Consider the following 12,773-nt stretch of genomic DNA (forward strand, 5'->3'; position numbering starts at 1 on the left):
AGTGATTTTCATTGACAGAAATCGTAAAAATTGAGGAACTCAACACATTCTTGCCTTTGGCTTCTTTAGAAGCACTACCTGTGGAAGAACAAAAGATGCGACTACAATATTGGAAAGAGCACTTTTCAAGCAAAGAAATCTTAGAAGGATTAGGAACCTATAAAAATAAACTCTATGATTTGTATAAAAAACATGAAATTACGACCCAAGGGCACATGCAGGCAAAACGAAAAGGAAAAGAAAAAACTACTCCCAAAGAAGATACACCTAACACTCTAGAATATACTCATTCCACCGAACCAGCTCAAACGCAAACACTCCCATCAACTATCCCAATGCAAGATGTACCCGTGATTTCAGAAACTAAACCGACAACAATTCCGTCAGCACCGATAGAGCCTTCTATTCCAGAATCCTTTCATATCCACTATACAGGCCGTAAATCAAAACAGAAAGTCATTCACCAATTACAAGCGCTCGCTACTTTGTTAGAAGAAGAATCACACGAGCAATACCAGTTCTCGATCCAAATTGAAACAACATGCTTAAAATAAAAACAGACAAAAGATACAAACCACCTATAATTTTCTTAACCTTTTGTATAAAGTACAGCTTGTATGAGAAAACTGTTAATCATCCATAATATGTATTCCATTTTGAGTAGCCATTATTAGCTACTCTTTTTTTATTACTTACTGTTCACTTACAATACTTTTTCAAATGGGATATCACCATATATATTAATTAGGATGCAGAATATTTTTGTATCGTTTCTAGGACAGCTGACACAATGCTTTGCATATGTTGATGCAATTCCGTTATTTGTAGCAATAATTTTTCTCTTTTATATGTTTTCATCTCCCGCACCATTCCTACAGAAAGTCTTTTTATTTCTTGATATGATTCTGAGCTTTCAAATGCTACTGTCTCTATATATGCTAATTTCGGAAATGAATTGTGCTGTTCTTGTTTCTTGCTCTCCCATTGCTGAAATACATATTGAATCCATAGCCGGATTTCTTCTTGCATAAGTATGAATTTCTGTATTTGCTCTTCTTTTTTATTGCCCCTCATTACAGTTCACTCCATTCTATTTCCATATCAAAAACCTCTCAAAATAATTTTTTTAATGTTTTATTTTGAGATCCCCTTTGTTTCTAAAACATATAGCTCATTCACCAAAGAATCATATTCTCTTCGTGTGATTTGCTTTCTATACAACTGAATTAATAACTCTTGATGTGCTTTTGAAAATGCCATTTTGTCAATCCATTTGGGATACATGCGATGCCTCTCTCCATTTCTGTTTGAACATTTTGTCACATTGCATTATTTTATCTCGATATTCAAGTTCGTTCAATTAAAAATATAATTTTTTGAAAATATCAATTTACAATTGACTTATAAGTCATTACAATAGACCTATAATATAGGAAAAAGAGAACATTAGACCTTTACAACATATAGGAGATGCATATGAATGACATGAAACTACAAGATGTTATGACCACTAACGAAGCAAGCTATCGATGGAATATTAACGAATCCACCTTACGAATGCGGATTAAAAATAGTCCTATAATCGACGAGTTAAAAACACAAGGATTAATTAAGTATTTCCTGAAACCCGGAAACAAACGTGGAGAATATTTATTCACTGTTGAAGCGATGGAACGTCTTTATGGTAAAGAAAAAAGAAGGTAATAGAAAGCCCTCAGCACCCACCAAGACTGCGAGGACTTTCCACAATATCATTTCCATTCAGAAAGGATGACAAATATGTCAAACGCTTTACAAATTAAAAATGATGAAGCTATTGTATCACATTCTGAAAGACCACAACAGACACCTCAGACGCCAAAAAATAAGCTACTTACCAAATATTACGCACTGTGTGAATGGTTTGGAATTGATGGTTGTAACGAGTCTCAACTATACTTTTTCGGTACTTTTCTTGCACCTATTATTCTATTCACAATAACGTACGTGATGGGAGGTGTCTACTATGGCTTCTAATGGAAGCATTAATAAAATTAACGTTGGGGATTATGTAACATTTTCTTATCGTCATAATTTTCTCTGCAAGTAACAGGATACATTGTAAAGGTACTTGAACATACTAGTATGGTAGATATTTCTGAAATGGAATCCTTTTTCCAACTTGGAATTGATGGACGCCAAGTTGTTCGACATGAGCAATATAAACCCGTTCCATTCAAATCCTGTAAAAAGTGGCACAGTGAGTATGTACCTATTTGATGTGAGCTATTCTGTGGATGGAAACAACTTTTCAAAGTCTTTTCTGCTGGCTGAGTAGGGAGATGGATTTGAACTCCAACAACAGTTGCAAACCTTGCTGGAACAAGAACACGTTGCACCTGTATACATGATGGAAACAGATTTGGAAGACTATAACCGATCATACAGCATACACAAAAAAAGAGGTGAAAATATTGATTAGTTTTCTCATAAGTGGTTCTGTTGTCTTATTCTTGGCTGGTGTTTTATTTACATTTCTAAAAAAAGGATTATCTATTTTTTCTAAATGCGCACTGATCGGATTAAAATTATACGGTATCATATTTGTAGGTGTCCTCATCACGTATGTATTCTATTGCTTTCACTATTATGCGCAATAAGGAGGCGTTTTTTTGAAAATTAGTGCCTATACACTTTCTTATACCATCGTAGCACCAAGTGGAGAAATATACCCGACACAAGAAGTATTCATGTATACAGCCTCACAAGAGCGTGCGATTCAATTACTAGATGATGAAATGCAGCGAAGATTAGGGAAGGGATACAATCGACATATCTCTTGTACAAATCAAGAAAAAGAAGAACACGAACCCATCCAACTGTCCCTTTTCTAACGATAAAAACCCTTCAGGTCGTTAGCTTACCTAAAGGGAAAAATCGAAACAAATGCCTCCTGCTTGTAGGCATTTGCTATCGGTGTTCAATATAATGGAATATAAGGAACACCTTGATTGTATCATATACTCCTATAGAGGAATACTGGAAAATTCATCATGTGTTCCTACACAAAATCCCCTTGGAATCGCATGAAACATGCATGTGACTCTCAAGGGGATTCCCTTTACACACCTCGCTACTACTCTCTTATTCTATAGCCATTCCGTTGCCAAGACTGTGTGCTTTGCTACGCTTACCTATACTAAAAAAAGAGCAGGCATACAATACAACGTCAGTATTGTGTGCCTGCTATCCATAGGGATTTTGATTTTTGTTGAAGCTACTATGAAAAAAGTGAAACATGTTAAACTCCGCATATTGGAAGTCATATTAATTGATTTTCCTTATTATACAGCAAATATCGACAGGATGACAGAGAAAACCCCTTATTTGAGATGTTTCTCTCTTATTTTACATGTTTTTACATTATAGTACGTGAAATTATTAGTTTTCTACTTATCTACTTCCACTTCCTCACTCCATACAAAAAGCGAAACCCCTTGCGAGAGTAAGAGTTTTCGCTTTGTTATTTTACTAGCATACCCTTTACAACAAGTTGCAATTTATACTTCAATGTAGTCGCAACTTGTAGCTATTAATATGTATGCTATATTCCACAAAATAATTACACCTTTCTTAGATTGCTTCTTTATTATTCTATGAACTTAATTGTAATTCATTCCAAATTTTTAGGAAGTTTTAAAAACTGAAACTTATGGACAAGCTGATGATAATAAATTTATATTTTCGAGGTGATTCCATTGAATTGGTTTTTTATTAATAAGCCTAGAAGTAAATTTGGAAAATTTTTAGATCATCATAAATTAACTCAAAAAGAAGTTTCAGAAATGAGTGGTCTGAGTAAATCTACTATTAGTCGTTTGTGTAAAGGTGATGCTTTCCATCCATCCTTTAAAAATGGTAAGAGAGTTCTTTTAGCTTTAAAAAAATTAACAAATAAAAATGTAGACTATAGTGATTTTTGGCTTTAGTCTCACCTTTTATATCACATCTTGTAGCAAATACGTCTGTACATACACATTATGTTTCAGCGCATAATTCATTAATTGCTTCTCCCTACAGTCAGATATCGTACAAAAGATGATGATGGGCTTAATTTGTTGTTGTTTCTGATAAATGTTAGTTAAATAAGCATAATACTGTATTTTTTTCTCATTTACCTTCATATGCTGTAGCCGGTCTACTTCTACAAAGTGAGGAACATTGTCTTTTGTGAAAAATGCGTCTGGAACAATTGTTTTTTCTTCTCCTTGATAGCGCAGAGTGATGACTTGCTCTGTTTTCCAATCAGGAAAATCTAACCACATCCATGCTTCATTTCGCAATAAAATATGTTCTAATTGATGCTTCCTTTTTCGTTCTTTCGCCTGTATGCCGAGCAATGCCATCCCTTTTTTATTGAGGTAATACACATACTCTCGGTTGTGCGAAGTCACATGACAGTAGGAGCGTAAATCCTTCAGAATACGATTGGCATTCCGAATGCTACCTAGACAATGAATGGCTTGCAACTGTCGTCTAGACGCAAATTCCAATTTACTTAAACTCGATAAAATCTCGATTTGTCTCGCTTTTTGTTTTAGTTTTTGATGTTTCAATTTGTTTCACCACCTTATACTGTTTTAATGCATTCCACATTTCCTTATTGGACAGATAAGGCACTTGAATTTCTTCTACACGATCTGTTTTGAAAAGTGCTCGCCCTGGTATGGATGGAAGTTCTTCTAATCCACTTTCATCTATTGCCACCTGTGAAGCCACTACGGTCGGTAAGCGGAATCCAATCTTGGCGTCGCTGTTTTGTTTTATTTGTCTCGGTAATGTATCAGAAGTCGGGTACTGGGTACAAAAAATCAGGCGAAACCCCAATGCTCCGCCAATCCTCGCTATTTCCGATAACATTTCTTGACACATATAGAGCATATCTCTCTTTTGTTTTGGCAATCCCTGTGTTGGACACAAGTTCGCTGATTCATCAACTATAATGAAATAGCGTTCTTTGATTGGTGTATCTACAATGTTGGTAAAATAAGATTCTTTCATGCGTACTACCTGTTCTACCATCTTTTCACGGATACGATTCAACATATGTTAGTGATAGGTAAGGATTTGAAGTTATCTCTACCTTTTCCCCCACTCCACACCGTACGTGAGACTTTCATCTCATACGGCGCTCCATCTAATTTGCTTATTGTTTAATTTTTTCTAAATTACAAGCTCTTCGATATTGGTTTATTCGTTTAACTTGTTCCACAGTCAACGAATGTCTTTGAAAGTAAAATTCAATCGTTTGTTTATTTGTCATGTGAATTAATCTATGAAGTTCTTTATGAATGATTCTAAGATTTGCGTATTCATCTGTTCCACCTAATTCCTTCGGAATATAATGATGGCAATGCAGCTCACTTGCTGATAAAAATTCTTTGAGTATCTCACATTTTCCATTCAACATAGAATACCTTGCCATTCGATTATCCAAGTATTCTATACTTTCATTCGGGATATTTGCAGTTAATAGTTTCTTAATTTCGCTTAACACCAATTTATTTAACTCAATATGTTTGGCAATCCTTCGGCCTTGTTGAGTATAAGGCGTTTGAGTTTGCGTGTAATTCCATATAGTTGCTGTTTGTATATCCGCTAGTGGAAATAGGTAAATACCACATACTTTAAATGTTCGATACTTATTTTTAAAGAATTTTGTATACACCGGAGGTGCATTGATTGGAACTTCATATTTCCCGACACCTTTTAATCGATTGAATATTACTAATGATAGGTTAAATGCAAGCTGTTTCATTTCAATATTTACATGTGTAGCATACCTAAAATAGTTACGCAGTCCAAGTACATAGGCATTATATAATTGCACATTTTTCCGAGTTGTTGACAATTGAATAGCCTTTATTCGCTTTTTAATCTCAAGTTTGATTTGCTTCTTTTTCTTATTTGATATCCTAGAGTTACACACCCATTTGTTTCTTTTAGGTACTACATATAATGAATATCCTAAGAACTCAGATTTGTTTTTCCTAAGGTTGATTATTCTGGATTTTTCTGGTGAAATATCTAGCTTCAATCGTTCCTTGAGATACATTTTTATCGCGAAAAACCATTTTTGTGCCGTTCGGAAATCCTTTGCCATAATTTTAAAATCATCTGCATAACGAACAATAAATCCTTGTTTCAATTTAGTACCTTTCATCGCTCGCTTTTGATTTGCATTATTTGTATATGGATATGATGTTTCAAAATAGTGCCATTGACTTGCTATCCATTGGTCTAAATCATTTAAAACTATATTGGATAGTAATGGCGAGAGTATTCCACCTTGTGGTGTTCCCTTTTTTGGAATTCCAAATCCCTTAATTGGTGCTTTTAGAATTAAATAGATAAGTTTTAACACTCGCTTATCTTTAATACCCATATTCCACAATTGTTTTAGAAGTAATGTGTGATTAACATTGTCAAAGAATCCTTTTATATCTATATCTACCGCGTAATGAAAAGTATTTCTGCTTATCAAAAACATTACTCTAGAAATGGCATGTTTTGTTCCTCTCATCGGACGAAATCCATAACTATGTTCGTAAAATTTCGCCTCGCAAATCGGCTCCAAAATTTGCCTAATCATTTGTTGAATTAACCGATCAAACATAGTTGGAATACCTAAAGGTCTTTTATCTCCATTGGGCTTAGGAATAAAAACTCTCTTTACTGCTTTTGGTTTGTATATCTCTAGTTGTTTACAAACCAATGATAAAAATTCCTTTTTATACATTGGTTTATAATTATCTATCGTGAACAAATCCGTGCCAGCTGTTTTGGATCCCTTATTAGATTTTATTATTCGGTATGCTAAAAGAATATTGTTCTCCGAAGTAATCAGTTCATATAGACCATGGAATGATTTATTTCCTTGACTTTCTTCATATAACCTATCAAATGTTTCTTGCATATTGTAATATTCCCAATATCTCATTGTTGTGCTCAACTGTGGAAACCTCCTCGGTTTTTGCCCACATTCCTACCTGACCATTGAGCTTCATTTTCTTAAAATTAAACATAAACCAAACTAGACTTGGGACCATCCCTCCACGTTCATTAGACGCTTCAACGGTACTGTGCCCCTACCTTCACAAAAATAAAGGAATTTCGGCTCATCACCTTATATCCACCTGCCCAGTAGTAGCTGTTTGCATGTAGCAGTTTTTTGCTTCCCACGTTCCAATATATCTAGCTATTCATGATAACCGTAGGTGTTTGCTATAAGCCTGTAGAGTTTATAAGCTCATCGTTGCTTATCCCGAATTTCAGCCATCCGACCCTTACTTTTCGGTGCTCTACCACACTCTTGTGTGCTATACCTTTCGATATAGTGCAATTTTAGACCCGTACATTCGCAAATTCGTCAGACCCATAAGAGCCATTCTCACCATAGTTATCTTTTCAGCCATCCGACCTATCCTACACCATATGATTAAAAATCACTTAGGCTCGTTCAGCCGACTTCACCTAGCTTCATACACAATCTGTCTACTAACAAATCATGCATGTAGGAGTATTAATGGAGTTGTTTCAATTCAACATGACGAATTTCATTCCAACTCTCGATATATTAGTTATTGTTGCTAAAGATAAATTCCAGCAACACTCTCACTTCACGTCTAAACGCTTATAGAGAAACGTGTCGCGCCAAATGCTTGCATGGGATTCTCCGCCACTTCTTCTACTTGTGCCAAGTCCTTGTAAGGGCTGAATTCCAATCCTTCTTTTAAGTCAATCACATAGAATTTCACATGACTGGGTTGCTGTAAAATTAAGCTGGTCATCATATTTTTGAGAAAAACTGTCTTGCCAAAACGAGTCATCCCACTCACGCACATATGCGGTGTTTTTTCAAAATCATGATAAATCATTCGATCTAACGCTCTTCCCATAATGACGTTCCATGTCTTCTCTCGTAACAATTCACTCGACCAATGCCATTTTTCAGGAATACATTGCTGGAATACTCGTATAAACAGCTCCCGTTTTTGAAAGGAAATCATTACGGGTTTATACAACCCTTCCTCTAATACTTGCGCTAACTTCTGTATGAGCTGACTCGGCACACCTAATGGCAGCCGATAGACAAATGTTGTACTAATATCATCCTCTGTTTGTTTCAAAAATACGGGGTACTGCATTTCTCCTTTATGCTGTACACACACTTTCGTGATTTCAAAAAACGCTTTGATTTTCTTTTTATCACTTAGCTCTTTTCCCTTAAAAAAATACGCTACTGTTAAAAAAGTAACTGGAATTACCAAAAGCGAAAACATAAACTCCATACCTCCCTAGAGGTAGTTGGGGTTATGTAGTACATAAGAAAGAAGTTGTTTCCATGCATTGCGACAGCTCCCTTCAACTACCCGATAAAATACTAGCGTAGAAATACATCGAGCATATCACGTAGCACATACCAGACCGTGCCAATCAACAAGCATTTAAGACCCGCACGTAGCACCCAATCGGGAAGGTGAAGCCCTTTTCTTTTCAGCAATTTAATACCCATAACGGTTGCACCTGTCACGCCATATACAACCCCTAATTCGCCTACAATGGTCATGTTATCGCCATCCTTTCGGTTGAATGGATAAATTCCCTTGAGAATCCTTGTATAACTGGTAATCTTCTAATAACTCATTCCAAGAGACAGGATGTTCGTTTCCATACAAATCATCTTCAATTTTTTCACTCAAAGAATAGTACCCTCGATATTGCCGATCTAAATACACGTCATGACGGAGCATATGCTCCTGTATCGCTGTTACATCCTCTTCTTTCCTTGCACTTTTGTACAGTTGTTGCAACGTACGAGAAGAATAGAGATACGGTGTGCTGTACAACATTTGATATTGTCCCATACATTCTGTTGCGATAGGTTACTGCTTGATATTATCTTACAGTTTTCCCCCGCCTAACACCGTGCGTGAGACTTTCGAGCTCACACGGCGTCCCATCTTCCTCCAGTTACACATTCCATAAACTAACCTTTATAGCTAATGCAACTTTTAAAATAAAATTTACTATGCTACAGGGCTGTTAGATTTTTCATATAAAACATTAAGATTGATCAATGGAACGGCTTCATATTTCCTTAGAGCATTGATTTTGTCAATTTGTTGTTCCGTCAGGGAATATGTTTCAACAATTCTTCTAATTTTGATAATGTCTTTTATTCTTACCAATTTGTGAATGTCACTACAGAGAATTAAAAGGTTTTGGTAAGAGTCGTCTGCCGTTTTCCTAAATGGCATAATATGATGACATTCCCAATCATGCTTACCCAGCTCCATTTTGGTTATGGCACATTTCCCATTTTGTGAGATAAACTTAGATATTCTATTGTCATTATATTCGATAGAACAGCTTGGGATATATGACCTCATAACATGCTGGAGAGTAACTGAGTTTATTCGCTCTAAGTTCTTATGAATCGAATTTCTTCCCTCAATTGTATAGTTGTTGATGTCTTGACTGAAATTCATAGGCGATACATGCTTTTGAGCATATATAGGTGATAAAACTTTACCTTGTATTTCTTTCATAACCCATGCGTACCCTTTGAACCTTTCAGTTTGGTGTTTATCCATATGAGTTCGATTTCCGTCGATCCATTTCTGTTTAAGACGGCAATTCAAGCTCTTGCGACAGTGAAAGTTAATCTCTGATAGGTTTTTAGTAATCAATGTTGCCATTTTGTAGTAATTTTGAATACCATGTATGACTGAATTATAATTGGCAACCGTCTGTCGTGTAGGACGTTTTTGTAACATTTTAATAGCATCTTTGATTTTCCGTTTAGCTTTGTGTATAGACTTAACAGACATCACACTGGATATGGACCATAACTCTTTATACTCTGCACTATTACCATTTTTCTTACGTTCACGATTGGTGGTCTTGATTCTCTTTGGATTTGCTTTCTTTTTTCCGCCTTTTTTGGTTGTAAAGTATTTGTCAACGGACCTTTTCCTTTTCCAGACTGCCTTAAGTTCAAGTCCTAGAAATTCGGAACTCTTTTTCTTCAGGTTAACAACTTTAGATTTATCCTCCGAACATTCCAATTTCAATCGTTTCCAAAGAAAGTTCTTAACAGATGCAGAAATTAATTTTGCTTGGGTTGCAGTTTTACAAAGTATCTTAAAATCATCGGCGTATCTTACAATGAAGATTTCCTTAAGGTTTGAAGCTTTACGCAAAGCTCTAAATTTGTTTATATTGTCATATGGTAAACCTTTTGTTTTGCCCCTCCGGCTCCTTGCCGGAAATAATTCCCACTGACTTGCAATCCACCAATCTAATTCATTTAAGACGATGTTCGACAGAAGAGGAGAAAGTATACCACCTTGCGGTGTGCCTTTAGTTGGTATTCCTTCCCCTTTTATTTCAGCTTTTAGCATTGCCGACACGATGGAAAGGAGTTTTTTGTCTTTTATGCCGATGGTCCACATCTGTTTCAGTAGTTTCCCATGATCAACATTGTCAAAGAACCCTTTAATGTCGATGTCAACGCAATGGTAAAATTTCGCACGACTCACTAAATACATCAGTCTCGCAATAGCGTGCTTTGTACTTCTATTCGGACGAAATCCATATGAATGTTTGTAGAATTTAGCTTCGCATATTGGCTCTAGTATTTGTAAGATGCATTGTTGAAACAGTCGATCCCACATAGTTGGAATTCCCAAGGGTCTCATCTTACCATTATCTTTTTCGATCCACATTCTTCTGACAGGCGAAGGAAAATAGTAGTCAAACATACTTCTTATTTTCCCAACAACCTCTTCAATAGAAAGTTTAGATATATAATTAATAGTAAGTCCATCTGTTCCTCTTGTCTTGCTTCCAGTGTTCTTCTTGATATTTCGATAAGCTAACCGGATATTTTCTTCAGATGTCATTAAATGGATTAGTTTATAGAATTTTTGTCCTTCTAGGCTTTTTGAATAGAGACCATCAAATAATTCTTGAAGTCCATAATACTCCTTGTGCCTAAGCTTCTTTTTTGAATTCAAGTTGGTTCCTCCTTGCGGGTGAAGAGTGCAAAGATTCACTTTTCTTAGTCGTATTCGAACCTTGAAAGCGTCATAGAATCTTAATTTGAAAGTGTGTAACCTCTTGAAAGACTAGAGGCTATCCCTTATCCACCTGCCATTACAGCAAGCTTCGTGTGGTACTGTGCCTCCACCTTCACCAGAGCAAAACTAGCTTATCCTTTATCGGCTAATATCACCTTAAGTATTCACTATGACCGCTTCACAGGAGGCAAATCCTCCACGTCCCTGGCTTACAACGTTGCAATATACCGTTCTTTTACTGTGTTCAATTATTTATTGAAACCCAGTGATTGCTTTAGGTGCTTCCTATGAACCTGATAATTATCCAGAGCCTGTAACTCTGCAAGGACTTTCATAATGGTGAGTTTTACTTATCCTCAATCATCGTAGCCTTCAGCTACACCCCATCGCTTAGAGGGGGCTATGGTTTAGATTCGTACATTCGAAAGTTCGTCAGTGCTGTCCTCCATATTAAATGGATTTTAGAGCACATTCTCACCATGACAACCAGACACCAGCAGCATGACCCACACCGTCCCCCTCGGGCTGGTTTTCCCTATCAAAAGATAAGGGCGGATTCTTCCACCATATGACATCGGGCTTAGAACACGCTGAAATTTACCTTCCAGTTCGTGCACTCCGACCTCGTGTATTCCCTTCCAGGCGTTACCCCTTCATTTGAAATAACAGTATATTACTTAGACCCCAGTAAATCTTTAGAAACAGGATCCGCTAGATTTTACGAACATGATAGCCGAAGCCACCTGTTCTTGGTCTAACAACGTTTCGCACCACCATCCACATAAGATTCTAGGTTCTCTAGATACATATGAATACGTTGTTATATTCTGAATTTGTACCATTAAAAACAATAAAAATAAGCTATTCCTTTTCACACGAATGTAAGGAATAGCTTATTTTTATTACATATTTTGTTGTTGGGCTTGTAAAGCCATTTGAGTGACCTCATAGATGTCTCTTTCTGCTTGCCCCTCATTCATTAAGCGTAGGATCATATCCACTTCATAATTTAAAATATAATAGTATACTTCTGTTAATCCAAAAAATAAAATTTCATGATGTTCTGGTGTAAATACATACCCTGTAAAGGACGTTTTTCCTTCTTGGATTTTAGCCTGAATACGCTTGTTTCCATCGATACAAATATATGCTTGTGGAGTCCCATAAATTCTAACAAAATATGGTTCTCTTTTATCTTGTAACTTCTCCCTTATTACTGGAGTTTCAGGATCAATATATAAATCCTTCAATTGAATTGTTTCTGTTTGCATGGAATTGGAAGATAGAAAATGTCTCACCCGTTCCACATCAAAATGGAAAACAAATGTCCCGTAATCTGTTACATGCTCAAACTGAAACATTTCATAATTTTCATTGTACAATGCAAAATCTGGATAATATTTTAGTCTTTGCAAAATGGGGTTCGAGTTAGGAAACTTCTTCATGTATTCATCTAATCCTTCTTCTTGCTCTAAAAAAGTTTCTAACCAATATTTTTTCCATTCTGGGAAAAAAGATAAACTACCTATATGCTCTCCTAAATAATCTAAATAACCTTCAAAGTCAAATTCTACTTTCTTCATTGGTTGAGTTGGTGTAAAAGAAACGGGCATTTCAACACTCCTTTTTAATTTTATATTCTAATTATAT

Annotated in this window: 12 protein-coding genes and 2 pseudogenes; 5 read left to right on the plus strand and 9 right to left on the minus strand. The window is 35.9% G+C overall.

The window, feature by feature from the left end:
- The first annotated feature begins 11 nt into the window (after positions 1-11).
- Positions 12-554, plus strand: coding sequence for a hypothetical protein (locus MHI28_RS34365; RefSeq protein ID WP_340829022.1), 543 nt, complete (start codon positions 12-14; stop codon positions 552-554).
- Positions 555-744: 190 nt separating this feature from the next.
- On the opposite strand, the gene MHI28_RS34370 is transcribed toward MHI28_RS34365, so the two are convergent.
- Complete coding sequence (locus MHI28_RS34370) at positions 745-1,074, minus strand: hypothetical protein (RefSeq protein WP_065486456.1); 330 nt, start codon at positions 1,072-1,074, stop codon at positions 745-747.
- A 402-nt stretch (positions 1,075-1,476) separates the two neighbouring features.
- On the opposite strand from MHI28_RS34370, the gene MHI28_RS34375 reads away from it, so the two are divergent.
- From MHI28_RS34375 to MHI28_RS34395, 4 genes are all read left to right on the plus strand, one after another.
- Complete coding sequence (locus MHI28_RS34375) at positions 1,477-1,704, plus strand: helix-turn-helix domain-containing protein (protein WP_078188141.1); 228 nt, start codon at positions 1,477-1,479, stop codon at positions 1,702-1,704.
- 75 nt (positions 1,705-1,779) lie between these two features.
- Positions 1,780-2,016, plus strand: coding sequence for a hypothetical protein (locus MHI28_RS34380; RefSeq protein ID WP_078188140.1), 237 nt, complete (start codon positions 1,780-1,782; stop codon positions 2,014-2,016).
- Between the two features lie 635 nt (positions 2,017-2,651).
- Positions 2,652-2,873 (plus strand): hypothetical protein, encoded by a 222-nt coding sequence (locus MHI28_RS34390; protein WP_197263295.1) that lies wholly within the window; start codon positions 2,652-2,654, stop codon positions 2,871-2,873.
- An 864-nt stretch (positions 2,874-3,737) separates the two neighbouring features.
- Positions 3,738-3,968 (plus strand): helix-turn-helix domain-containing protein, encoded by a 231-nt coding sequence (locus MHI28_RS34395; protein ID WP_016099630.1) that lies wholly within the window; start codon positions 3,738-3,740, stop codon positions 3,966-3,968.
- 9 nt (positions 3,969-3,977) lie between these two features.
- On the opposite strand, the gene MHI28_RS34400 is transcribed toward MHI28_RS34395, so the two are convergent.
- The 8 genes and pseudogenes from MHI28_RS34400 to MHI28_RS34435 form a co-directional block, all read right to left on the minus strand.
- Positions 3,978-4,595, minus strand: a complete 618-nt coding sequence (locus tag MHI28_RS34400) for a replication-relaxation family protein (protein WP_197263296.1) — start codon at positions 4,593-4,595, stop codon at positions 3,978-3,980.
- Positions 4,534-5,107: pseudogene (locus MHI28_RS34405) on the minus strand (FtsK/SpoIIIE domain-containing protein); the annotation flags it as partial. The gene MHI28_RS34400 and the pseudogene MHI28_RS34405, both read right to left, overlap by 62 nt.
- A 78-nt stretch (positions 5,108-5,185) precedes the next feature.
- Positions 5,186-6,991, minus strand: coding sequence for a group II intron reverse transcriptase/maturase (ltrA, locus tag MHI28_RS34410; RefSeq protein ID WP_340827644.1), 1,806 nt, complete (start codon positions 6,989-6,991; stop codon positions 5,186-5,188).
- Positions 6,992-7,697: 706 nt separating this feature from the next.
- Positions 7,698-8,321, minus strand: a pseudogene (locus MHI28_RS34415) (FtsK/SpoIIIE domain-containing protein); the annotation flags it as partial.
- Positions 8,322-8,422: 101 nt separating this feature from the next.
- Positions 8,423-8,608, minus strand: coding sequence for a hypothetical protein (locus tag MHI28_RS34420; protein ID WP_078185683.1), 186 nt, complete (start codon positions 8,606-8,608; stop codon positions 8,423-8,425).
- A gap of 1 nt (position 8,609) precedes the next feature.
- Entirely contained in the window at positions 8,610-8,906 is a 297-nt protein-coding gene (locus MHI28_RS34425; protein WP_127063745.1) for a hypothetical protein, read from the minus strand.
- Positions 8,907-9,068: 162 nt separating this feature from the next.
- Positions 9,069-11,060 carry a reverse transcriptase domain-containing protein gene (locus MHI28_RS34430; protein ID WP_445661815.1) on the minus strand — a complete coding sequence of 664 codons (1,992 nt, stop codon included), beginning with the start codon at positions 11,058-11,060 and terminating at the stop codon, positions 9,069-9,071.
- 965 nt (positions 11,061-12,025) lie between these two features.
- The gene (locus MHI28_RS34435) at positions 12,026-12,736 is read right to left on the minus strand and encodes a hypothetical protein (RefSeq protein WP_340829038.1); all 711 of its coding nucleotides are present in this window, start codon (positions 12,734-12,736) and stop codon (positions 12,026-12,028) included.
- Positions 12,737-12,773 lie beyond the last annotated feature (37 nt).

The organism is Bacillus sp. FSL K6-0268 (genome assembly GCF_038005425.1).
GTDB lineage: Bacteria > Bacillota > Bacilli > Bacillales > Bacillaceae_G > Bacillus_A > Bacillus_A thuringiensis_S.